This is a genomic window from Clostridium homopropionicum DSM 5847 (assembly GCF_001263795.1).
Lineage (GTDB): Bacteria > Bacillota > Clostridia > Clostridiales > Clostridiaceae > Clostridium_H > Clostridium_H homopropionicum.
In genome coordinates, this window is the sequence record NZ_LHUR01000012.1 from 220469 (window position 1) to 243567 (window position 23099).

Genomic DNA, 23099 nt, shown 5'->3' on the forward strand with positions numbered 1-23099 from the left:
AATACACTTAAAACATAGTCTAACAAAAATAGAGCTTATATTTTAATACAAGCTCTATTTCTAAAAAACTATACTGCTCTTTTAAATTTTTTCTTCCATTTATCTTCGAACAATTCTTCAATAATGTCGTTTATAATCACTATACCTTGTAATTTTTCTTCATTATCTATTACAGGTATTGTTATAAGATTGTATTTAACAAACTTACTCATAGCTGAATCTAATTCTTCATCATCTCTTAAAACTATCGGTTCCGTATTCATTATTTCTTTTAGCTTTACATTTGAATCTGAAAATACTAAATCATTTAATGTTAAAACTCCCTGAAGCTTTTCATTCTGATCAGTAATATATATATAGTGTGATATCTCTTCATCAGGTTTTAGCTCTTTTAATAATTCGATAGTATCCCCAGCTGTTATATTTACGTTTAACGCTACAAAATCCGTATTCATTATACTACCTACAGTTTCTTCTTCATACTTCATAAGGTCTCTTACTTTTTCAACGTCATCACTTTCTAAATTCATAAGTAGTTTTTCAGCTGCTTCTTCATCTAATTCTTCTAGGATATCTGCTATTTCATCATTAGACATATTGCTCAAAATTTCTGGAACCTTTGATTGATTCATAGTTTCTAATATATCTACTTGAATTTCTGGATCAATTTCCTCCAGTGTATCTGCGGCAAGATGCTTATCTAAGCTTTCAAATATTTTGTTTCTATACTTTAAATCAACTTCCTCCAAAATATCTGCAATATCTGCAGGGTGCAGCTCAGAAATTTTCTTGTAAGGTACTGATATTTTTAAGCTATCTTCAACCATTTCCAATGACTCAACATCATCCCACATTATAACTTTATTATTAGGATGCTTTCTCAATAGCTTATACAAAAGTTGAATAAGCCATCCAATTCCATATCTTCTGCTTAATGCTAAAAAGCCTGTTTCAACTGCTATTACTCTAATTTCATTAGAAATACTTGCAATTCTTAAATCATTAACTCTTACAACCTTTTTACCATTTACATCAACAATCTGTTTGTCTAATAAATGCTTAGATAGAAGATAAGAATAAGCTCTAGGAATAATATCTTTAACTCCTCTTGCCCTTATTTGAATTTTGCCATTTTCATTGCAAAATTCAACATTTCTAAATTCATAGTTATATACTTCTCCACCACTCTTCACTTTATATCCTATAGCTTTAGGATATCCATCTCCAGTAGTAACGTATATATCAGTTAGTTTTCCAATGCAATCACCATATTCATCGTAAATGTCTCTATGGAGTGCCTCGCTTAAATAAAAACTACTAAGCTTTCTCATGGATATTCCTCCTTTTCCATAGAGGAATACCATAATAAACTTAAAAATTGACAATTGGCAATTGACAGTAAAAATATCAAATAAAATACACACTATCAACTCTCAATTGTCAACTTTTAAATTCAAACTAATCTCCTCTATGTTACTATTAAATTTTAAAGTTTTTTCCGATCTCCTACTAAGGGGACCACCTTCCATTTATTTCACCTCTTCTCAAACAATTTTTCATAATTTCATTTACAAATTTCTCTCTTTAATATAAATTATATTACATAATTCCTAAAATGCAACCGTATTTAATCAATTACATTAAAAATATTTATTTAAGTCACTATAGTTAACTCTGGATTAAATTTTCATAGTTTCTCTTATACATTTAAAAAAATCAGACAGATAAACACTATCTGGCTGATTTTTTTAATTTCTCAATGCTATAATTCAATGCAAGAATTCCCAATACATCACTAATTATAATATGTTTAATAAAACCAAAGCCTAATAAAATTAAAATTGCTTCAATAATTATTAAGCTAGAAGAAAGCAGAAGAAGCACCTTTCCTGTCTTCTTTATTCTATTAAAGCAAAATGCCAATATTAATCCTAGTAATATTAGATTCAAAATAATATATGGAATAAATACGAGAATTTTATTTGTAAATTCCATATAGTAACCGCCAAAACTGCCTATACATATCCTAATTGGAAAGTTATATATTAAATATGAATAAACTACTCCTAAGATTATAGCTATTAAAAATATAAATGAAAATTTAATCTTATCATTTCTTATCAATATATATGTGGTAACCAAAATGCTTAAAGGAACATATATAAAGTTCAGAAAATATACTGGTTTTAAAAAATATAAATATACAATATTGTTGGCAAAGAACATGTATATCAAGCAAATATACCTTAATGTTAAGAAGGTGAATATTACTGAGCATATAAGTTTGATCTTATTAGGTGCATACTTAATAGTTTTATTAAGCCCATCATATATAATAAAAATCATAAATAACAATATCATTAAATAAAAATAAAACTTCAATTAAATTATCCCCATAAAATTGTTGTTATCTATAATTATTATACAGTAATATTTTTTATTCATATTTTTTGATTTTTTGTATTAACTACTCCTAATACCTTAATGCCGCCTTTAATACACTCAATTGTAACCGGAAAATCTGGTCCCCTTTCTCCATCTATATCCGTAACAATATCCTCAAAACATTCAATATTAAGCTTATTTGTTTTAAAATATAAAAGACCTTTAACATCTTCTAAATGTTCGCTTTTTAACATTTTTATAAATAAGGAAATTATATCCTTTAACATTCCAGCCTTAATAATAATTACATCAAGCATTCCATCACATAAGTCTGCTTTATATGCAAGAGAGAAATTTCCAGCTGTTTGACCGTTAAAAACTAACATTAGATACATATCTCCGTTAAAGTTCACCTCATCAGAACTTACATTTATACTAAGCTTTCTTAAGTTTGGTATCTGCTCTATTCCCTTTACATAGTAAGCAAGTTTTCCTATAGTATTTTTTAAATTAACATCTGTCTTTTGAGATACATCAGTAAATAATCCTGTACTTGCAACATTTACAAAATAATTATTATTTATTTTCCCAATATCTATATTCTTTGGCTCACTATTTATTATTTGCTCACAAGCCTTTTCAACATTTAATGGTATTCCCATAAATTTAGCAAAATCATTTGCAGTCCCTGTAGGAAGTATCGCTATAGGAAGCTCTATTTTAAGTCCTTTCATACAGTTTACAACCTGGTCTACGGTACCATCTCCTCCTGCAATCAGAATGTACTTATAACTTTCATCTAAATTTGCAAAAGCATCTTCTAATCTGAACTCCTTACTTATTCTAAAAGGGTCAATATTATATCCATAATTTTGATGGACCATTATTACCTTATCAATATCATTAATTATTGTATTCTCACCTGAAAAAGGATTATATATAAACTTTACTTTATTCATACTATATTTCTCCTCGTTTTTGATATAATATTCTTTTCAGCTTATTATATTTTTATAATTACCTCTTTTAATATAATATTATAGCAAAATATATTCAAGTAATAAAAGCTATAAATTGTATCGAATTATTAAAATTTCTATAATATAACAGTAAAAAAGTCTATGACAATTAAGTTCATAGACTTTTAATTAGATTACCTTATTATAATTCTAATTATCTTAAGATAAATTAATTTATTGCATTTTTGGAGTGGCTGGAGTTGATATGCTGCTTAAGGCACTTTCTGCTTCGTTTGCAAAATTTGGCTCTACAGCCATATCTCCAAGTGCCAAAATGCCAACTACTTTCTTGTTTTCCACTATAGGAAGTCTTCTAATTTGTCTTTCACTCATTATTCTTGTTGCATCTTTTATGTCCATATCGGGTGTTCCTACCACTGGATTTGATGTCATTACTTCTCTTACCTTTTGTTGATGAACATTTTCACCGGTAGCTGATGATCTTAGAGTGATATCTCTATCAGTTATAATACCTACTACTTCTTCTCCTCTGCATACAGGTATAGAACCTATATTATATTCTTTCATCATTTGAGCAGCTCTTTCTACTGAATCTTCTGGGTTAATTGTAGCGACAGTTTTAGTCATAATATTTCTTACTTCCATTTCAATCACCTCCTGTGTTTATTTTTACCCAAAAAAATAATATTATTAAAATATATTTTTCCCTTAAATATTTCTTTAAAATAATATATAATTAGATAATAAGTATCATACTAATTCTGAACTTATAATTTTATTGAATATTATTTAGGAGTGATTTTATAATGGCAAAAAGCGCAGTGCCAAATGCTTTTACTTTAGGTAATCTTGCTTGTGGACTTTTATCCCTTATTATGACATTTCAAGGAGATTATAAATCAGCCTGTATGTTTATATTATTAGCTGGAATTATGGATAGGTATGACGGTAGAATCGCTAGATTTTTAGATGCTTCTACAGAACTTGGGAAAGAATTAGACTCCCTTGCTGACTTAGTTTCCTTTGGCGTTGCACCTTCGCTTTTAGTTTTTAATCTATATGATATGATGAATTTAGGAATTCTAGGCTATTTGCTTGCGTTATTGTTTCCTTTAGCAGGTGCATACAGATTAGCAAGATATAATTGTACGGAGTTTGAAGGTTCCTTTATGGGAGTACCAATTACTGTTGCAGGAATGTTTATGTCTCTATACTCTTTCATAACTTTAAAGAATGCTTCAAATATTATGATAACTAGTATACTTATAATAGTTTTATCTTATCTTATGATTAGTAAATTAAAGATAAAAAAAGTGTGACAAATTAATCACACTTTTTTATTCTTTAAAACTTAAATCCTGCTCTATTTCTGTGTATACATATTCAACTGAAAGCCTTTCTTTCAATAGCTGAGTTTTAATATCACAGTATTCAGAATAATTACTACTTGAATGCTCTAATACTTCAATTACATCATCAATTAAATCGCCAATTTTATCAGCTCTTTTTAAAGCCTCTTTTACATCACTTTTACTTGATAGGGCTATTTTATTTAATTCATCTGCTCCTCCAATTAATATTCTATATGAATTAACTAATTTTAAGAGTAATTCACTTAAATTATTCAAATCAGAATAGTAAGTCTGAATAACCTTTCTATTTCCCATGAAATCACCTAAAAGATTAATTTATAATTATTATATTTAGGTTATGCTGATTTCATGCTAAATAATAATAACCCATGGTAATCATTAAATAAATAGCAATTAAAATTGCCCCTTCTAACCAATAGGTTTTCCCATCTTGAAATACAAAGAAGGACATTGCAATTGCAATTGAACTCATAATAATTTGATAATTACTGAATACAAAGTTCATTTGCATACCTAAAAAATAAGAAGAAATTACAAGTAGAGGTGTTACAAATAAAGCAATTTGAATACTTGACCCTATAGCTATCTCAAGACTCATATTCACTTTATTCTTTGTTGCACAGATTATAGCAGAAAAATTTTCACCAATGTTTCCAAGAACGGGAATGAATATTATTCCAATAAACTGCTGAGATAAATTATAATTAGTAATTAATTCTTTTACATTGAATACAAGCTTCTCACTAATTAAAAACAGTATTATTGAACATACAATTATTCCTATAATTATCATGTTCCTTCTCTTCTTACCAGCTTTAGTTATAATTTCTTCCTTTATTTCGCTTATTACAAATAGATTACTGTGTGTATAGAGAGAAAACACAAGACCTAGTAAATATACCCCTATTAATACAACAGAAATTTTCAAACTTATGTTAAACATTACCTGACTAGAAAGCTTACTATAGTGATTTAAAGATGCTAAGATTACCATTGCTGACATTGCTAAAAGCAGCATATTAAAATTTGTTCTTGCGATTAGTCTATTAAATCTTTGTTCTTTGTATCTTATTCCTCCAAAAAAAATTGAAATTCCAAGAACTAAAAGCATATTACTAATAATAGACCCTACTAAAGCTGATTTAACCATAGATATCATACCATAACTAATTGACCACATACTCATCATTAATTCTGGAAGATTACCTATTGTTGCTGCTAATAATCCTCCTCTTTTTTCCCCCACGTATTGAGAAAAATCCGATGTAAAATCTCCTAAAAGTATTGCCAGAGGTATAACTCCAATTGAATACACTATTGTATTAATTAAACTAGAAGAAGTATTAATAAATAAGCTTATTATAGCTATTATTATAAATAAATATTTTTTAATCATATAAACCCCCGCATGAAAAATAATATTTTGTCTCCTTCTAGTTTATGGTTAGGGGGTATTAATAGTTACTCGATAAACTTAGTATTTATAGAAACAGCTGCCTCCAATAAATTCCCTTAATATAGAATTATCTGGTACTAAATCCCCATCTAAATCCTTTATTAAACCTAAAAAACTTCTAAGTCTTAGGGCTTCATAGTAGACGGGACTATCCTCACTTATTTTTCTAAGCTCAGGTTCTGCATATTTTTTTAATACGCAAAGTTCATAAATTAAGTTGGAATTAAACATCACATCTGACTCTTCTTGAAAAACAAAAATATTTTTCTCCTCACCTCTTCGTATAGATGGCCACATTTTAAGTGTATCCTCTGCTCTATATCCTCTTGATAAATAATCTCTAACTATTCTTCTTATTATTCTTACATCAGTTGTTGATATTCGATTATGATTGTCCAAGTTTAACTGGGTTAGAGCACTTATATAAATTTTAAACTTATTTTCCTTTGAAATTGATGGTGTTAACATTTCATTTAAACCGTGTATTCCCTCGATTAACATTATGCCATTTTCAGGAATAATTAATGGCTTTTCATGCCAGCTTCTGCTGCCAGTAAAAAAATTAAACTGAGGTACTTTTACTTCTTTTCCCTTTAACAAATCTCTTAAGTTATCATTAAATAACTCTAAGTCCAAGGCATATATAGATTCAAAATCGTAATCTCCATTTTCATCTCTTGGAGTATTTTCCCTATTTAAAAAGTAATCATCCAATGATATAGGCACAGGAATTAAGCCATTGGCTCTTAATTGTATAGCTAGCCTCCTTGTAAAGGTAGTTTTACCAGAAGAGGATGGTCCTGCAATTAAAACAACTTTTACTGTCTCTCTGTCCTTTATCATATCTGCAATATAAGCAACTTTTTTTTCATGAAGTGCTTCTGCAATTCTAACCATATCAACTATTTCTTTATTAGCTACCTTATGATTTAGTGCTCCTATATCCTTAATTTGAAGAATTCTAGCCCAGTCTTCAGCCTCTGTGAATATCTTAGCCAATTTTTTTTGCTCGATAAATTCTATTACCTCTTTTGGATTGTTTTCTTTAGGCGGCATAAGAATAAAACCTGGTGAATAATGCATTAAGTCAAAAACTTTTATAACCCCAGTTGAAAAAGCCATTGGTCCATAAAAATAATCATACCTTCCTCCTAGTTCATAAAGCTCAATTTTAGAATCACGCGAATATTTTAAAATTCTGCATTTATCTTCCAATCCGTAGCTTCTAAATATTTCAATTGCTTCATCCTTATCCAGTATTACCTTATTTATTTTATAGTCCTTTTCAATTATTTCATTCATTTTATCTTTAATTTTTTCTATATCCTCTTCATTGAGTTTCGGTTCCTTATATATTTCTCCATAAATACCTTTACTTAAGGTATGCTCAATCTCTAAAATCGCATTTGGAAATAAGTCATATACAGCCTTTATAAAAATAAATTGAAGAGTTCTTATATAAGTATTAATTGATATCTTATTTAGATTGCTTACTGGTTCTAAAATACCAGGTTCTTGAATTCTATAGCTAAGCTCTGTTAATTTCCCATTAAATTTTACAATAAGGGTTTCTTCATACCCTTTTAGTTTATTCTCCTTTATTATTTCATAAATCTTATTCCCTTTTTTAATAAATAGTTTTTCTCCACTACTTAAAGTTAAAGCTATTCTATCCATAATATCCCTCCAGGTGTATATTACTAAGATTATAACTTATATCTATCTTTTGAGTAAATAAAAGCATATATAATATAATAATTTCTTAGATTAAATTTAGTCACAAAATTTTAAATTGTATTTACTTTTAATACACTTATATTTTTTCAATTTCTGATAATACTAACTAATTGAAAGGAGATAGGATAAGTATATGTTCATTGTAATGATTAGAACAATCATATTATACATTATTGTAGTGTTTATTATGCGACTCATGGGTAAAAGGCAAATTGGTCAGCTTGAACCTTTTGAACTGGTAATTGCCATTATGATATCTGAACTGGCTTCTCTTCCCATGCAAGACCTTAGAATTCCTATTATTCATGGAGTAATTCCAATAGTAACTCTTCTTATTCTTCAGAGTATAATAACTTTTCTTGAGTTAAAAAGCGAAAAAGCTGGATCACTTATAACTGGTACCCCAAGTATACTTATTGAGCATGGGAAAATTGATATTAATGAATTAAGAAACCAAAGATTGTGCTTTAATGATTTAATCGAAGAACTGAGATTAGAAGGCTATTATAATATTTCAGATATAGAATATGCCATACTTGAAACTAGCGGTCAATTATCTATAATGCCAAAGGCATCTGTAGCTCCAGTAACTAAAGAAGATTTAAAAATACCCTATACTCAAGAAATCTTACCTATTACTTTAGTGTTGGATGGTAAAATAAATAAAGAAAATTTAAAAGCTATAAATAAAGATATTAGTTGGTTAAATTCTCAGCTATCTAAAAATGAAATAGATTCTATAGAAAAAGTTTTTCTTGCTCAGATAGATTCTAGAGGAAAATTCTTTTATCAATTGAACAATAAGAATAAAAATAATAATAGGAGAAATTGATTATGAGAAATTTAGTAATTTCATTTTTGATATTTATTATTTTAATTATAACTATAGTATTTTCAATCAATTTCCTTATTAGCAAAACCAATTACTATTCTGAAAAAGCAAATCAGCTTGAAACTCTAGTTATTCAAGATTCTTGGGATAAGGCTTATGATATTTCTACAGACTTTTTAAATGGTTGGGAAAAGGATTCAAAAAAAATATCTATATTCATTAATCATTTCCACATTGATGCAATAAACAACGAAATTTTAAAATTAACTCAATATATAAAATACCAGGACAAATCAGATGCCCTCGCTATAATTCACGATATAAAATTTTTACTTAAAGTACTTTTAGAAATGGAGAAAGTTACAATTTCAAATATTTTTTGATTCAAGATATAAGAATTTTACGACGTAAAATTCTTAGTGACCAGTAACCAATTCCCAGTAACCAGTTTTATTAATTCTACTGGCAACTGGTTACTGGTTACATAAGAAAAATGCACCGCATTTTTCTTATGTATAGTAAATATACCTATATTAAGTTATAATATATAAAGACAAATCACTTTTACGATGTATATGAAAAAGTATATTATTTTTGAAAGGTGGAATTAAAATGGCATTAGTAACAACTAAGGAAATGTTTGAAAAAGCTTATAATGGGCATTATGCTATTGGAGCTTTTAATATCAATAATATGGAGATTCTTCAAGGCGTAATAGAAGCTGCCAAAGAACTAAAGTCTCCTGTTATAATTCAAGTTTCAAAGGGTGCATTAACATATGCTGGTCCTAAGTACTTAAAAGCAATGGTTGACGCTGCTGTAGCTGACACTGGAGTAGATGTTGCTCTTCACCTAGACCACGGTCCAGATTTAGATACTATTAAATTATGTGTTGAAAGCGGCTTTACTTCTGTAATGTTTGATGGCTCTCATTTTGATTATGAAGAAAATGTAGCTAAAACAAAGGAAATAGTTGATTATGCCCATGCACATGGGGTAGTTGTAGAAGCTGAACTCGGAGTTTTAGCTGGAGTTGAAGACGATGTAAAGAGCGATGTTCATATATATACTGATCCAGATCAAGCTGTTGACTTCGTTAAAAGAACAGGATGCGATTCTCTAGCAATAGCTATAGGAACAAGTCATGGTGCTTTCAAATTTGAAGGAGAAGCTAAATTAAGATTTGATATATTAGAAGATATTCAAAATAAATTGCCTGGATTCCCTATTGTTCTTCATGGTGCATCTTCTGTTGATCAAGAGCTAGTTGCTACTTGTAACAACAATGGTGGTAAAATACCTTCTAAAGCTAAAGGAGTTCCTGAAGAAATGCTTCGCAGGGCATCTTCAATGGCAGTTTGTAAAATAAACATGGATACAGACTTAAGACTTGCTATGACTGCTGGAATAAGAAAAGTATTTGGTGAAAAGCCAGCAGAATTTGACCCAAGAAAATACCTAGGTGTTGGAAGAGATTTAATAAGAAACCTAGTTAAAAGAAAAATTGTAGATGTACTAGGATCTAACGATAAGCTATAAAAAATAGGTTCTAGGTACTGGGTACTAGGAGTTGTAGTTTTTCATTAGCAAAACATCATTACCTAGTACCTAGCTCCTAGCAACTAGTACCTAATAATTTTATGGGGTAAAATTATTATTTTTCAACATAATTAGAAACGTGTTTTATAACCATATTAATGGTACCATCACCATTTCTTATTATTTCAAACTTGCTGTTATCATGATATGTTTCGTTATTTATATATAGATCAATATCCTTGTCAATCTTTAATCTTACCCTATTGAACTTCTTTTCTATCCACTCTTTATCAACGGAAATCTTTTCACTGCCCCCCTGTTCTACAAGATAATTTACGAAGTTTTCCTTTGCATCATTTTGATTTTTGAACAATTCCTCTGCAACTTCCTTAACATCTATTTCTTCTTCTTCTCTTAATTTTTTCTTTAATGTACTTCTTACATTCTCTTGGGCTTCGGCATTCTCCTTTAAATTTACTCTAGTCCACTTTTCTGCAGAATTTATAAAGTTCTTTGTCATATCCCTCTCATTATCAAAAACAGTACATCCTAAATAACTTGCTATAAAGTAATTAGAACCATACTCCTCATTATTGCTTCCTTTATTCACTTTATCTATTACCATTAAATCAAAGGTATTTTCTTCTCTAATAGGCTTTATAAAAGCACACTTTTGAATTCTTTGACCACTGGTAGGAAGTCCAGTAAATTGCGGAACTATATTTATTCCAATTTTGTTTTCAATAAATTCTATAGTATGAACATAATTTTTTGTGTAATCCATTTTGATTATTCCAAGTAATGGACCGTATTCCGTAGATATTGAAGCAAGAACTAAATCACAGGAAGGTATATTTCCTTTTGATCTCATTAGTATAAAAAGTTGTCTTGCAAGCTCTTTAGAAATTTCTAGAAAGTTATTCTCCCCATTTAAAAATTCTTGTGATAAATCCTTTACTATATTTCTTTCTTTATTAAACAATGCATATTTTAATTCCTCATCTGCAAGATTCTTTTGAATATGCTTATATAAAAATTTATATATCTCTTCATTTAAATCTAATGTATATTCATTTAAAATAGGCTCATCAGAATTGTTATCTAAGATATGTATAACAGCTTCATTAATTGTTATATCATTTATATATTCCATCTAAATTCCTCCAGTAACAAAAATATTAATCCCAAGTTATTATAGCACATATATAATTTACTGGTTAAGTTAATAATAATATTAGAACTATAATAATTACGGAGGTTAATTATATGAAGAAATTGATGCTGTTAATTTTTATACCTTTTATTTCAATTTTTACTTCCTGCAATTCTACAAAAACTCCAAGTCAAAATAATATCCCTTCCACGGAAGTTAAAAATTATAAAATAAGTGATTACTATCCCTTCAAGGAAAATATAAAAATGAGTTATATAGGTAAAGGAAATGAATATGCTTCACAAGATATTTTATTTGATTTCATAAAAGGAGATGTTGCACAAGTTAGAATAATTAATCCCGGAACCACTTCAATAAAAGTCCTCCAAAATAAAAATGGAGAACTCTCCTTAATAACCTCAAGAGGAGAATTCTATTACAAGGATGATATGACTGACCTTGCAAATAAAACATCAGAAAGAGAAATAATATTGAAAGAACCTTTAACTGCAGGAACAACCTGGGAGATCTCCAAAGGAATAAAGCGAAGCATTACTAATACCTCATCTAAAGTTTCAACTCCTTATGGAGATTTTAATGCTTTAGAGATAACTACTGAGGGATCTGATTACAAAATTAAGGATTATTATGCACTGAATGTTGGTCTTATTAAATCAATATTTACTTCAAACAATTCAGAAGTATCTAGTTCACTTGAAAAGATTGATACAAATGCTTTCCTCACTGAAAACATTAAATTATTTTTTCCTAGAATTATGACTAACGACATCAAGGAAGTCTTTACTAATGTAAATGCTAATTTAAGGACAAATGAAGAAATTAAAGATACCTTTGAAAAATATTTCAAAACACCACCTAAAGAAAATCTAAGCCCTCTTATAAGTAAAAATACAAAACTAAATAAATTGTACTTAAATACAGCTGAAAAAAAGGTTTATGCAGATTTTTCAAAAGAACTGTTGGAAGAAATGAATACTGGCAGCTCCATGGAGCTTTCAATAATTAATAGTATAACTAATACTTTAGGCACCTATTACAATACAGATAAGGTTTATATAACAGTAAATAATTCTCCCTACAGTTCTGGACATATAGCCTTAGATAAGGGAGAAGCCTTTACAGTAGATACTTCTGGAGCAGAAGAGGCAAAGTAATATTTTTACCCATAAATATAGATATTTCTGTATTATTGGGTTTCTTTATTTCTCCTTTAATTTGCAATGTTAATATGATATAATTTCCTATAAGTTCTTTTACAAGAGGTGAAGCTAATTGAAGGAGATAGAGACTAGAATAATTGATATAAATGTAGATGAAATGAGGAAGAAGCTCTTGAATATTGGAGCAGATAAAGTAAAGCAGGAAAACCAAATAAATAACATTTATGATTTTAGCGACAAAAGGCTGTTATCAGAAAAAGGTTATGCCAGAATAAGAATAGTGGAAGATCAAATTAATAATAAAATGAATTATTATATGACTACTAAAAAGCTACTTAGTCAAGATAAATATAAAATAATGAGTGAAAATGAAATAGCTATCGATGACCCTGTAGAAGGAGAAAATATATTGAAATCCTTAGGTTTAAGTTTGCTTCAATCAATAAAAAAATATAGAGAAAGTTATAAATACAAAAATTCTCTAATAGAAATTGATATAAACGATAAAAGCTTTTGCCCTTTTCCCTATATAGAAATTGAAGCTCCTTCCGAAGAAGAGCTGCTGGAAGTTGTATCTATCTTAGGCTATACACTTGAAGATACTACTTCTTCTACAATTTTTGAGTTGATAGAAAAGAAAAAGGCCTTTGAGAGTTTATAATGTTTGGATATGTATCTCCATATAAAATGGAACTAAAAATAAAAGATTTTGAAAAGTTTAAAGCTTATTATTGTGGATTATGTGTCTCTATTAAAAATTCCTTTGGTAATTTGCCTAGATTTTCACTTAATTATGACATGGCTTTTTTAGGGGTTTTGCTTGATTCTTTGGAAGACAAAAAAAACATATATATAAAAAACAGTTGTATAGCTCATCCTTTTAAAAAAAGGGTAATTATAATAAACAGTTCTGCATTAGATTATGCAGCCTTTTGTAATGTATGCTTAACTTACTATAAATTATTAGATGATTTTCATGATGATATTTCTATAAAATCTAAAATATTATCTCAGTTTTTAAATATATATTTAAAAGGACTTTCACAAGATAAAATATATATTCGTCAATATATAGAAAATAAACTTAGAGAGCTTTCCATTCTTGAAAAGGCTGCTACTAAGGAAAATTTAGATGTTTTATCTCATCCTTTTGCAGATTTAACTGGATTTATTTTATCAGCTTTTGTTGATAATAATGGTTACAAGCTTGATTTGTATTGGTTAGGCTATAACCTTGGAAAATGGATTTATATAATAGATGCTTATGACGACTTAGAAAAAGATCTTTTAAAAAAGAAATTTAATCCAATAAATTCAGCTTTAAATCATGAAAATTTAGATTATTCACAGTTTAAAAATACAATTGAAGAAAGAATTGACTTTACATTGGCCAGCTGTGCAAGAGAATGTTATGAATACTACTTAAAGCTTCCTATCAAAAAAAATCACGATATTTTAGATAATATATTACATTATGGTCTAGTACAAAAAATGAATTTAGTATTTAAAAGGAGTGTATGTGAAAATGAGAAATCCTTATGAGATTCTTGAATTAAAAGAAGGAGCATCCCAAGAAGAAATAAAGCAAGCATATAGGAACCTTGCACGTAAATATCACCCAGACCAATATGGAGACAATCCTTTAAAAGATTTAGCTGAAGACAAAATGCGAGAGTTAAATGAAGCCTATGAACAGCTAACTAAAAATTCTAATGAATATAGCAATCATAGTTATAGCTCTTCTTCTGATTTAGATTTTAATAGCATAAGAATGAACATAAATCGTGGAAACTTTTCTTATGCTGAACAACAGCTAAATAATGTTTCTAATAGAAATGCTGAGTGGAATTATTTAATGGGCATTATTAATATGAATAAAGGATGGTACGATGCAGCTTTTAATTACATCAATACTGCCTGCAGGCTTGACCCTTTCAATAGAGAGTATTCAAATACATTAAATTCTCTTAATAATAAGAATAGATCTTACAGGCAAGCTTACTACGGAAGTAACAGAAATAATGGCGAATTCTGTGATATATGCCTTAAGTTATGGTGCTTAGATAGTATGTGTGAGTGCTGTGGTGGAGATATAATTTCCTGCTGCTAAAGGAGATGGTTTTATGAATAAAACTAGTTCTATTACAAGAGGCGGTACCTTTGCTGCTTTGAGCATTTTATTTATTTATTTAAGTTCTATACTACCTACTAATAAACTAGCTCTATTAACTTTATCTAGCTTTATAATTGTTGCTTCAATTATAACCATAGGCATAAAAGCAAGCTTTATTATGTATGTTTCTGTAAGTATCTTAAGTATTTTTTTAGTTTCTTCTAAAGGAATAGCCTTAACCTATGTTATGTTTTTTGGTTTATATGGCTTTCTTAAATTATTTATAGAAAAACTGCGAAAGCTTCCTTTAGAAATTATTATTAAATTTTTATTTTTCAATATAATACTTGTATTGATATACAGCTTATATGAAAAACTATTTATAGGAGTAATTGATCTATCCAATTTAAAATTTTCTATTTATTTATTAATAGCTGCTGCTCAAATTATTTTTATAATTTATGATTATATACTTACCTTATTTGTATCATACTTTAATGATAAACTTTTAAAAAAATTTTTATGATAGCTCTTTTATTCTACTTGACTTGTAGTCATAAAGTGATTATAATTAATTCTTGTCAATACAAAGAATAATGCCCAATCGCCAAGCGGTAAGGCACCTGACTCTGACTCAGGGATTCGCAGGTTCGAATCCTGCTTGGGTAGCCAATTTTAAAAAGGTATATCATGCATTTTCGCATGATATACCTTTTTTCAGTTATTATTCTCTTCCAACTTAGAATTTCATATTCTTTAATAAATCTGCGAAAAGGAAGTTCCCTTCATCCTCTTGATTATACTTAGCTAATTCTTCTTGTACACTGGTATCAGCTTCCTTAATACTTAAAGCTATCTTCTTTCCTTCTTTATTTAACTCCAGTATTTTAACCTTCACTTCATCGCCTATATTTAGCGCTTGAGAAGGCTTTGCTATGTTCTCTTCAGTTATTTGACTAATGTGTACTAGTCCTTCAATTCCTTTCTCAATTTCTACAAAAGCGCCAAAGTCTGTAAGTCTTACTACTTTGCCTTTAACTATATCATTTATCTTAAAATTATTATCTATTTCATTCCAAGGATCTTTCTCTACATCCTTTAACCCTAAAGCTATTTTGCCTGTTTCTTTATTTAAATCTAGTACAAATACTTCTACCTTATCCCCTTCTTTAACTACTTCTGAAGGATGGTTAACCCTACCCCAAGATAGGTCAGAATTATGTATTAAGCCATCAACCCCTCCTATATCTACGAAGGCACCAAATTTAGCAAGTCTTTTTACAGTACCAGAAACCTTATCTCCTTTTTTTATTTTACTCCAAAATTTTGCTTTTTCAGCTTCAGCAGCTTCTTTTTCAACTTCCTTACCTGATAAAACTACTCTCTTCTTTTCAGGATCAAATTCTATTATCTTAACTATTAGGCTCTTGCCTACAAATTCATTTAGATCCTTTACAAAGGAATTAGACGCTTGCGATGCAGGAATGAAAGCTCTTGTATCTCCTATGTATGCTACTAAGCCTCCTTTAATCACTTCTTTTATCTTAACTTCAATAGTTTCTGCCTTTTCAAATTTATCTTGAAGTTCCTCCCAAACCTTTAATGAATCAGCTTTCTTTTTAGACAGAACTACATTTCCTTCTCCGTCATTAACTTTCATTACATAAACATTGATTTCATCATCTGGTTTTAAAATTTCTTTTAAACTTATTTCTTCATCTGTTATTTCTTCTTTTTTTATTATTCCATCTGAAATATATCCAATATTAACCAACACCTCATTATCTGATACAGAAATAACTTTTCCTTCTATTATATCTCCACTATAAATTGGCTTCATCGATTTCTCTATTTCATTCATCATATCCTTCATTGAAATTGAATCCATATTTTCCATGGTCATAAAAACATCTCCTCATCTTAAAATATTATTAGCCTGAAAATTATTTCTACTATAGTATACCAGAATCTTATTGGTTCAGGTAATTTTTCATTAACAAAAGGAGAAGAAAATCTTCAAATATACCCCATATAGGTATGATACTTAAATGTATTTTAATATAATCGTCTATAATAGCTTTGACAGAAGAGTGTTGCCCAAATATAATCTTTATATACCCCCTGGGGGTAAAATAAAAATTGTATTCACAGGAGGATTTTAAATGGCAGCATTCAATATTAAGGCAAACAGAACATTTACATTTGTAAGAAAGTGGGCATGGATTTTTACCATTGTAGTAGCTATAGGAGGTTTGTGGTATCCAAGATTAGGTCTCCTAGTTATTCCGATTATTTTGTCCTTATCAGCAACAGCATTTTTTAGAGGAAGGTTTTGGTGTGGTAATTTTTGCCCTCACGGAAGTTTATATGATACTGTTATATTAAAATTTACTAGAAATAAAAATATTCCGTGGTTTTTTAAGTCAAAGTTATTGGCAATTGCCTTTTTTTCATGGTTTGCTTATAGAATAATAAGTAAACTTATAAAAGCTTTTGGCTTATTTGGTACAGCAAGCTTTTATAATAAAGTTGGATTAATATTTGTTACTAGCTATCTTATGGTTTTAATAATAGGAGTTCCACTTGCATTATTTATTACTCCACGTACTTGGTGCAGATTTTGTCCAATGGGCATGATGCAAATTCTCTCTTATAAACTTGGAAAATTGTTAGGAGTTGCTAAAAAAACAGATAAAAAAATAACTATAGCAAGTCAAGATATGTGCCATAGTTGTGGTAAATGCTCAAGAGTTTGTCCAATGCAGCTTAAACCATACTTGGCATTTTCAGACAAAAATCAGTTTGACGAAGAAAAATGTATTAGGTGCTCTACTTGCGTAGTCAACTGTCCTGCTGGCATATTGTCACTAAAAGACGAGAAGACTTCCTTAGAAATAAAAAACAGTATTAATATTACTGGATTTGAGAATAGACAAAAGATTGAATCTAAAATTATAAAAATTCAAAAATTAAAAGATGATGTTACAGAGTATACTTTCAAATTTATAAAGCCTGAAAAAGTAAATTATAAGGCAGGACAATTTATTTTAGTAAATATATTGGAAGAACCTCACATGAACCGTGCATATTCAATATCCTCATATAACGAAGACGATACAATCCTAAGTGTTACTGTAAAAAATGTAAAAGATGGCTACGGTACAGAAATAATGTCTCAGAACCTAAAGGTAGGAGATAGTGTTACTCTAGAAGGTCCAATGGGCCATGAGCTAGTTGTAGATAAGACTGCTAAGAATATTCTTTTAGTTGGAGGAGGAATCGGAATTACACCTTTCCTTCCAATAGTTAAAGATATACTAAGCTCTTCAAATTCTATTGAAAAAGTCTCATTAGTTTATGGAGCAAACTATGAAAATGAATTTTTGTATGATAATGAATTCACAGCTTTAAGCAATTCTAATGATAAATTTGAATTTACAAAAGTTGCTGCCTTTGATAAAAATTATAAAGGTAATAAAGGTTTTGTTACAGATATAATTAAAAATTTAAACCTTAGTGATTCTAAAGTATATATGTGTGGCCCAAAACCTATGATTAATGCTGCGAAAAAATTACTAAAAGAAAAAAATATAGATGATAAAAATATTTTTGTAGAAACTGCTTAATAGTAACTAAAGCTATTCTATTAATACCTACTTGACAGGCAAAAGTCTTTTAACTATAATTAAAAATTAAAGAGTTAAATACTGTAATGCGTTGAGAAGGAGTAGTAATGTTCACTCTATTTAAAGAGAGCTATCGTTTGCTGTGAGATAGTAATAGAAGACTATGAACTTGCCTTTGAGCTTATCTGGCAAACCAGATACGGGTAATCCGTTATATTTTGAGTGAAGCTTTATGCTTAATAAGAGTGGTACCGCGGAATAGTATCTTTCGTCTCTTACAATTTAGAGACGAAAGATTTTTTGTTTTATTTAATATTAACTTAAACAACTGTGAGGAGGTCTATTTTAAATGGGAAACTATGGAACATACGTAGATAAAAAGTGGCAAGATAAATGGGAAGCCACTGGGCTACACAATTTTGATGAAAATGCTCCAGGTAAAAAATTATATGCTTTAGAAATGTTTTCTTATCCTTCTGGTGCAAAGCTTCATGCTGGTCATTGGTTCAATTACGGTCCTACTGATTCTTGGGCAAGATTTAAGAAAATGCAAGGATATAATGTATTCCAACCTATGGGTTTTGATGCTTTTGGTCTTCCTGCAGAAAACTACGCAATAAAAACAGGCATTCATCCTAAAGACTCTACAATGAAAAATATTGAAACCATGGAAGATCAATTAAAAGCTATGGGAGCTATGTTTAATTGGGATCATGAAGTAATTACATGCAATCCTGATTATTATAAATGGACTCAATGGGTGTTCTTAAAATTATTTGAAAAGGGTCTTGCCTATCGAAAAAATGCTCCTGTTAATTGGTGCCCTAGCTGTAATACAGTATTAGCAAATGAACAAGTTCTTGAGGGTCATTGTGAAAGATGTGATTCTGAGGTTCAAAAGAAGGAACTTACTCAATGGTTCTTTAAAATAACTGATTATGCTGATGAGCTTATTGAAAAGTTAGATGAACTTGATTGGCCAGAAAAGACAAAAGCAATGCAAAAGCATTGGATTGGAAAATCAAAAGGAGCTGAAGTAACCTTCAGTGTAGAAAATTCTGATATAAAATTTGATGTTTTCACTACAAGAGTAGATACGCTTAATGGAGTAACTTATGTAGTCCTTGCTCCTGAAAGTGTGTATGTAGACAGTGTTACTCAACCAGAATATAAAAATTCTGTTGAAGAATATAAGCTTCAAGCTCAAAAACAATCAGATATTGAAAGACAATCCTTAACAAGAGAGAAAACTGGAGTATTTACTGGCTCCTATGCAATAAATCCTATAACTTCAGAAAGAGTTCCTATTTGGGTTGCAGATTATGTTCTAGCAACTTACGGAACAGGCTGCGTTATGGCTGTTCCTGGCCACGATGATAGAGACTTTGCTTTTGCAACAAAGTACAATCTGCCAATAATTAGAGTTATTGAAGGAGGAGACTCACTTCCATACTGTGATTATGGTAAGCTTGTTAATAGTAATGAGTTCAACGATTTAATAGGAGATAAGGCAAAGGAAGCTATAGTTAAAAAGCTTCAAGAGAAAAACCTTGGCCGCTGGAAAGTGAATTATAGATTAAGAGACTGGTTAGTTTCAAGACAAAGATATTGGGGAGCTCCTATTCCAGTAGTATATTGTGATAAGTGTGGAATTGTTCCTGTTCCTGAAAGTCAGTTACCTGTTGAACTTCCATATGATATAGAGTTTACCCCTGATGGTAAATCTCCATTATCTAAAAATGCTGATTTCTTAAATACTACCTGCCCTAAATGTGGAAATCATGCAACACGTGAAAGTGATACCTTAGATACCTTTGTATGTTCTTCTTGGTACTATTTAAGATATGTTGACAATAACAATTCTGAGATTGCCTTTGACAGCGACAAAGTAAATAAATTGCTGCCAGTAGATAAGTACGTTGGCGGACCAGAACATGCATGTATGCATCTTCTATATGCAAGATTTATAACAAAAGCATTGAGAGATATGGGATATTTAAACTTTGATGAACCTTTTAAATCTCTAACTCACCAAGGCTTAATCCTAGGACCAGATGGACTTAAAATGAGTAAATCAAAGGGAAATACTATTTCTCCAGATGATTATATTAAAGAATTTGGTGCTGATGTATTTAGAATGTATTTAATGTTTGGTTTTGCATACTCTGAAGGAGGAGCTTGGTCTGATGATGGAATTAAATCTATCGGAAGGTTTGTAGATAGAGTTGAAAGAATCCTTGAAGAAGCAAGAGATGAACTTTCTAACAATAATAACTCAAAGACTACCCTTGAAAAAGCTGAAAAAGAGTTAAATTATGCTAGACATTATGCAATTCAACATGTAACAGAAGACACAGAAAAGTTCCAATTTAATACTGCAATTGCAAGAATGATGGAATATACAAATGCTCTATCTAAATATCTTAATGAAGAAAACAAGAATGCAGCTTTCCTTAAAGAAGCTTTAGTTGATTACATTAAGCTATTAGCTCCATTTGCACCTCATTTTGCTGAAGATCAATGGGAGCAACTGGGTGAAACTTATTCTGTATTTAGTACTTCATGGCCTACTTTTGATCCTAATGCATTAATTAAAGATGAAGTGGAAATTGCAATACAAATAAGTGGGAAAATAAGAGCTAGAATGAATGTACCTACAAATTATTCTGAAGATGAAATTAAAGAAGCAGCTATTAATAATGAAACTATTATTTCTTTCCTTGAAGGTAAGAGTATATTAAAAGTAATTGTTGTAAAAGGAAGACTTGTAAATATAGTAGCTAAATAGAAAAAATGCGACCTAAGCTCAGGTCGCATTTTTTATTTGTGCATTCCAATACTTTTTTCAGTTGCTTCTAACAGCTTGCTAAGTTCTATGTCTTCGCCTTCCGAAATAACCTTATTTAATTGGGAACGATAATTATCTGCTTCATTAGTTCTTCCTAGAGATAATAAAGTAAAGATATTATTTGTTATATCTGAAACTAAGCTAGATTTCACTTCAAATAATTTTTGAGCATCCATGATTTCATCTTTTATTTCAAGCATATCCTGATCCAGCTTAAAAGCGGCATCTGCTGCGCTTTTCAGTTTTTCTTTAATCTCTTCTGGTATCTTATGCTTGTATTTGTAATTTAGAGAATGCTCTACAGTAGCCCAGAAGTTCATTGCCAGAGTTCTTATTTGAAACTCTGCTAAAATTTCCTTTACTCCATCTGCCATATTAACTGGATATTTAACTATTATATGATAGCTTCTGTATCCGCTAACTTTTACATCTGTTATGTAGTCTTTTTCATACATTATCTGCATATCTTTTCTGTTTCTTATTAAATCAACTACTCTGTATATATCATCTACAAATTGGCACATCACTCTAATACCAGCTATATCTTCAAGTTCGTATTCTATTCTCTCAAGAGGTATATTAAATTTATTTGATTTTTCTAATATGCTAGATAATTCCTTAACTCTGCCTGTAACAAATTCAATAGGGGAATTTTCATTTTTCCTTCTGTATTCCCTTCTAATACTTTTAAATTTAATCTTTAATTCTTCTACTGCTTGTTCATAAGGTATAAGAAATTTCTTCCATTCTCCTACTGCCATATAATTCACCTTCTACATTAGCTTAAATATTTTTCTAAAAATATTATATATTATAATTTGTAACTATTACATATATATATTATTATTTTAAGAAAATCTATGTTTTTTGTACAATATTTTGCTATAATTTATTTAAGTTAACTTTTAATGATTACTAGGTGGTGGTAAAAATGAAGGATATTTTTTCTGGCTTAGATGATTTAGGCTTTGAAAACGTAGATGGTCTAAACTTGTACGGAGAAAAAGATAAAAAAGAAAATGAACCGGAAAATGACTTCAATGAAAATTCTCTAAAAGATTTATCTCATTTATATGACAAGAAGCTAACTTGTCCTGTTTGTGGTGCGTCCTTTACAGTTAAGGCAATAAAGACTTCTTCTTATAGAATGAAGGGTAAAGATAGTGATTTTTTCATTAGATACGAATTAGTAAATCCATATTTCTATGATGTTTGGTTATGTAACAGCTGTGGATATGCAGCAATGAAAGCAGATTTTGAAAAAATAAAAAGCTTTCAAAAAGACTTAGTAAAACAAAACATTACTTCTAGATGGAGAGGGCGAACCTATACTGAACCTTACGATCTTGCTATTTCTATCGAAAGATATAAACTCTCATTGTTAAATTACGTTTATATGGATGCTCCTGCTAGCAAAAAAGCCATGAATTGCCTGAAACTTGCTTGGATGAATAGATTAGAAGGTGATTCAAAAATGGAGCTTGAATATCTTAATCAATCTCTAAAAGGGTTTAATGATGCATACTTTAATGAGGATTTCCCAATATACGGAATGGACAGGTTTACTACTATGTATTTAATTGGAGAATTAAATAGACGTATTGGAAATGGTGAAGAAGCTATGCTTTGGTTTAGTAAGGTAATAACTACTCCTAGTGTAAATAAAAGGCTTAAGGAATTAGCTAGAGATCAAAAGGATCTGATAAAGTGCGTAAAATCTGATGAAAATAAGGATTCTTCTGAAAGCTATACAACTTCAAGTAAAAAGAAAGGCTTCTTATCATCTCTTTTCACTAAATAATCTAAGGTATTTTGATAAAAAGGCTGTTGACAAAATATGTTTATCAACAGCCTGAATTAGAGTTTATATTCTAGC

At 29.5% G+C, this 23099-nt stretch carries 22 protein-coding genes, 1 tRNA gene and 1 other annotated feature; of the genes, 13 read left to right on the forward strand and 10 right to left on the reverse strand.

What is annotated here, in order from left to right; translation table 11 throughout:
- Positions 1-68 precede the first annotated feature (68 nt).
- From CLHOM_RS04465 to CLHOM_RS04480, 4 genes are all read right to left on the reverse strand, one after another.
- Positions 69-1331, reverse strand: coding sequence for a magnesium transporter MgtE N-terminal domain-containing protein (locus CLHOM_RS04465; protein ID WP_052220488.1), 1263 nt, complete (start codon positions 1329-1331; stop codon positions 69-71).
- 400 nt (positions 1332-1731) lie between these two features.
- Entirely contained in the window at positions 1732-1995 is a 264-nt protein-coding gene (locus CLHOM_RS18120) for a hypothetical protein (RefSeq protein WP_139205616.1), read from the reverse strand.
- A gap of 446 nt (positions 1996-2441) precedes the next feature.
- Positions 2442-3344, reverse strand: coding sequence for a YegS/Rv2252/BmrU family lipid kinase (locus CLHOM_RS04475; RefSeq protein WP_052220490.1), 903 nt, complete (start codon positions 3342-3344; stop codon positions 2442-2444).
- Positions 3345-3578: 234 nt separating this feature from the next.
- Complete coding sequence (locus tag CLHOM_RS04480) at positions 3579-4010, reverse strand: CBS domain-containing protein (protein WP_052220491.1); 432 nt, start codon at positions 4008-4010, stop codon at positions 3579-3581.
- Positions 4011-4171: 161 nt separating this feature from the next.
- Here CLHOM_RS04480 and pssA point away from each other — a divergent pair, with 161 nt between their 5' ends.
- Positions 4172-4684 (forward strand): CDP-diacylglycerol--serine O-phosphatidyltransferase, encoded by a 513-nt coding sequence (gene pssA / locus CLHOM_RS04485; protein ID WP_052220492.1) that lies wholly within the window; start codon positions 4172-4174, stop codon positions 4682-4684.
- A gap of 18 nt (positions 4685-4702) precedes the next feature.
- Here the strand turns inward: pssA and CLHOM_RS04490 are convergent, their stop codons facing one another.
- The 3 genes from CLHOM_RS04490 to CLHOM_RS04500 form a co-directional block, all read right to left on the reverse strand.
- Positions 4703-5032 carry a hypothetical protein gene (locus CLHOM_RS04490; RefSeq protein ID WP_052220493.1) on the reverse strand — a complete coding sequence of 110 codons (330 nt, stop codon included), beginning with the start codon at positions 5030-5032 and terminating at the stop codon, positions 4703-4705.
- 52 nt (positions 5033-5084) lie between these two features.
- Positions 5085-6134, reverse strand: coding sequence for a calcium/proton exchanger (gene cax, locus CLHOM_RS04495; protein ID WP_052220494.1), 1050 nt, complete (start codon positions 6132-6134; stop codon positions 5085-5087).
- Between the two features lie 78 nt (positions 6135-6212).
- Positions 6213-7871, reverse strand: coding sequence for a nucleoside kinase (locus CLHOM_RS04500; protein ID WP_052220495.1), 1659 nt, complete (start codon positions 7869-7871; stop codon positions 6213-6215).
- A 193-nt stretch (positions 7872-8064) separates the two neighbouring features.
- Here CLHOM_RS04500 and CLHOM_RS04505 point away from each other — a divergent pair, with 193 nt between their 5' ends.
- The 3 genes from CLHOM_RS04505 (at position 8065) to fba (ending at position 10302) form a co-directional block, all read left to right on the forward strand.
- A complete protein-coding gene (locus tag CLHOM_RS04505) occupies positions 8065-8763 on the forward strand; it encodes a DUF421 domain-containing protein (protein ID WP_052220496.1) in 699 nt (232 codons plus the stop codon).
- A gap of 2 nt (positions 8764-8765) precedes the next feature.
- A complete protein-coding gene (locus tag CLHOM_RS04510) occupies positions 8766-9146 on the forward strand; it encodes a DUF4363 family protein (RefSeq protein WP_052220497.1) in 381 nt (126 codons plus the stop codon).
- A gap of 229 nt (positions 9147-9375) precedes the next feature.
- Positions 9376-10302 carry a class II fructose-1,6-bisphosphate aldolase gene (gene fba, locus CLHOM_RS04515; protein WP_052220498.1) on the forward strand — a complete coding sequence of 309 codons (927 nt, stop codon included), beginning with the start codon at positions 9376-9378 and terminating at the stop codon, positions 10300-10302.
- 115 nt (positions 10303-10417) lie between these two features.
- On the opposite strand, the gene CLHOM_RS04520 is transcribed toward fba, so the two are convergent.
- Positions 10418-11455: a nucleoid-associated protein gene (locus CLHOM_RS04520; RefSeq protein ID WP_052220499.1), complete on the reverse strand. Its 1038-nt coding sequence runs from the start codon at positions 11453-11455 to the stop codon at positions 10418-10420.
- Positions 11456-11568: 113 nt separating this feature from the next.
- Here CLHOM_RS04520 and CLHOM_RS04525 point away from each other — a divergent pair, with 113 nt between their 5' ends.
- The 6 genes from CLHOM_RS04525 to CLHOM_RS04550 all read left to right on the forward strand — a co-directional run bounded on the left by CLHOM_RS04525 (position 11569) and on the right by CLHOM_RS04550 (position 15421).
- Positions 11569-12630 carry a GerMN domain-containing protein gene (locus CLHOM_RS04525; RefSeq protein WP_052220500.1) on the forward strand — a complete coding sequence of 354 codons (1062 nt, stop codon included), beginning with the start codon at positions 11569-11571 and terminating at the stop codon, positions 12628-12630.
- Between the two features lie 118 nt (positions 12631-12748).
- Positions 12749-13297, forward strand: coding sequence for a class IV adenylate cyclase (locus tag CLHOM_RS04530; RefSeq protein WP_052220501.1), 549 nt, complete (start codon positions 12749-12751; stop codon positions 13295-13297).
- Positions 13297-14178: a DUF5685 family protein gene (locus CLHOM_RS04535; RefSeq protein ID WP_052220502.1), complete on the forward strand. Its 882-nt coding sequence runs from the start codon at positions 13297-13299 to the stop codon at positions 14176-14178. Before CLHOM_RS04530 ends, CLHOM_RS04535 begins: the two co-directional genes overlap by 1 nt.
- Complete coding sequence (locus CLHOM_RS04540) at positions 14162-14746, forward strand: DnaJ domain-containing protein (RefSeq protein ID WP_052220503.1); 585 nt, start codon at positions 14162-14164, stop codon at positions 14744-14746. The genes CLHOM_RS04535 and CLHOM_RS04540 overlap by 17 nt, the downstream gene beginning before the upstream one ends.
- A 13-nt stretch (positions 14747-14759) precedes the next feature.
- Entirely contained in the window at positions 14760-15275 is a 516-nt protein-coding gene (locus CLHOM_RS04545) for a hypothetical protein (RefSeq protein ID WP_052220504.1), read from the forward strand.
- Positions 15276-15346: 71 nt separating this feature from the next.
- Positions 15347-15421: transfer RNA gene (locus CLHOM_RS04550), tRNA-Gln, on the forward strand.
- A gap of 67 nt (positions 15422-15488) precedes the next feature.
- Here CLHOM_RS04550 and rpsA read toward each other — a convergent pair.
- Positions 15489-16652: a 30S ribosomal protein S1 gene (rpsA, locus tag CLHOM_RS04555; RefSeq protein ID WP_052220505.1), complete on the reverse strand. Its 1164-nt coding sequence runs from the start codon at positions 16650-16652 to the stop codon at positions 15489-15491.
- A 259-nt stretch (positions 16653-16911) separates the two neighbouring features.
- On the opposite strand from rpsA, the gene CLHOM_RS04560 reads away from it, so the two are divergent.
- Both CLHOM_RS04560 and leuS read left to right on the forward strand, forming a co-directional pair.
- Entirely contained in the window at positions 16912-18375 is a 1464-nt protein-coding gene (locus CLHOM_RS04560; protein WP_052220506.1) for an FAD-binding oxidoreductase, read from the forward strand.
- Between the two features lie 82 nt (positions 18376-18457).
- Positions 18458-18654: a binding site (T-box leader), on the forward strand.
- Positions 18655-18724: 70 nt separating this feature from the next.
- Positions 18725-21163: a leucine--tRNA ligase gene (leuS, locus tag CLHOM_RS04565; protein WP_052220507.1), complete on the forward strand. Its 2439-nt coding sequence runs from the start codon at positions 18725-18727 to the stop codon at positions 21161-21163.
- 32 nt (positions 21164-21195) lie between these two features.
- On the opposite strand, the gene yjbM is transcribed toward leuS, so the two are convergent.
- Positions 21196-21984: a GTP diphosphokinase gene (gene yjbM / locus CLHOM_RS04570; protein WP_052220508.1), complete on the reverse strand. Its 789-nt coding sequence runs from the start codon at positions 21982-21984 to the stop codon at positions 21196-21198.
- 170 nt (positions 21985-22154) lie between these two features.
- Between yjbM and CLHOM_RS04575 the strand changes: the two genes are divergently transcribed.
- Positions 22155-23024, forward strand: coding sequence for a DUF2225 domain-containing protein (locus CLHOM_RS04575; protein ID WP_052220509.1), 870 nt, complete (start codon positions 22155-22157; stop codon positions 23022-23024).
- The last annotated feature ends 75 nt before the right edge of the window (positions 23025-23099 follow it).

Bases quoted from the DNA above. Each gene is read 5' to 3' on its own strand.
- rpsA (WP_052220505.1), bottom strand. From the start codon at position 16,652: ATGACCATGGAAAATATGGATTCAATTTCAATGAAGGATATGATGAAT.
- cax (WP_052220494.1), bottom strand. From the start codon at position 6,134: ATGATTAAAAAATATTTATTTATAATAATAGCTATAATAAGCTTATTT.
- leuS (WP_052220507.1), top strand. From the start codon at position 18,725: ATGGGAAACTATGGAACATACGTAGATAAAAAGTGGCAAGATAAATGG.
- pssA (WP_052220492.1), top strand. From the start codon at position 4,172: ATGGCAAAAAGCGCAGTGCCAAATGCTTTTACTTTAGGTAATCTTGCT.
- CLHOM_RS04505 (WP_052220496.1), top strand. From the start codon at position 8,065: ATGTTCATTGTAATGATTAGAACAATCATATTATACATTATTGTAGTG.
- fba (WP_052220498.1), top strand. From the start codon at position 9,376: ATGGCATTAGTAACAACTAAGGAAATGTTTGAAAAAGCTTATAATGGG.
- CLHOM_RS18120 (WP_139205616.1), bottom strand. From the start codon at position 1,995: ATGGAATTTACAAATAAAATTCTCGTATTTATTCCATATATTATTTTG.
- yjbM (WP_052220508.1), bottom strand. From the start codon at position 21,984: ATGGCAGTAGGAGAATGGAAGAAATTTCTTATACCTTATGAACAAGCA.
- CLHOM_RS04490 (WP_052220493.1), bottom strand. From the start codon at position 5,032: ATGGGAAATAGAAAGGTTATTCAGACTTACTATTCTGATTTGAATAAT.
- CLHOM_RS04575 (WP_052220509.1), top strand. From the start codon at position 22,155: ATGAAGGATATTTTTTCTGGCTTAGATGATTTAGGCTTTGAAAACGTA.
- CLHOM_RS04535 (WP_052220502.1), top strand. From the start codon at position 13,297: ATGTTTGGATATGTATCTCCATATAAAATGGAACTAAAAATAAAAGAT.
- CLHOM_RS04560 (WP_052220506.1), top strand. From the start codon at position 16,912: ATGGCAGCATTCAATATTAAGGCAAACAGAACATTTACATTTGTAAGA.
- CLHOM_RS04525 (WP_052220500.1), top strand. From the start codon at position 11,569: ATGAAGAAATTGATGCTGTTAATTTTTATACCTTTTATTTCAATTTTT.
- CLHOM_RS04545 (WP_052220504.1), top strand. From the start codon at position 14,760: ATGAATAAAACTAGTTCTATTACAAGAGGCGGTACCTTTGCTGCTTTG.
- CLHOM_RS04465 (WP_052220488.1), bottom strand. From the start codon at position 1,331: ATGAGAAAGCTTAGTAGTTTTTATTTAAGCGAGGCACTCCATAGAGAC.
- CLHOM_RS04475 (WP_052220490.1), bottom strand. From the start codon at position 3,344: ATGAATAAAGTAAAGTTTATATATAATCCTTTTTCAGGTGAGAATACA.
- CLHOM_RS04510 (WP_052220497.1), top strand. From the start codon at position 8,766: ATGAGAAATTTAGTAATTTCATTTTTGATATTTATTATTTTAATTATA.
- CLHOM_RS04500 (WP_052220495.1), bottom strand. From the start codon at position 7,871: ATGGATAGAATAGCTTTAACTTTAAGTAGTGGAGAAAAACTATTTATT.
- CLHOM_RS04520 (WP_052220499.1), bottom strand. From the start codon at position 11,455: ATGGAATATATAAATGATATAACAATTAATGAAGCTGTTATACATATC.
- CLHOM_RS04480 (WP_052220491.1), bottom strand. From the start codon at position 4,010: ATGGAAGTAAGAAATATTATGACTAAAACTGTCGCTACAATTAACCCA.
- CLHOM_RS04540 (WP_052220503.1), top strand. From the start codon at position 14,162: ATGAGAAATCCTTATGAGATTCTTGAATTAAAAGAAGGAGCATCCCAA.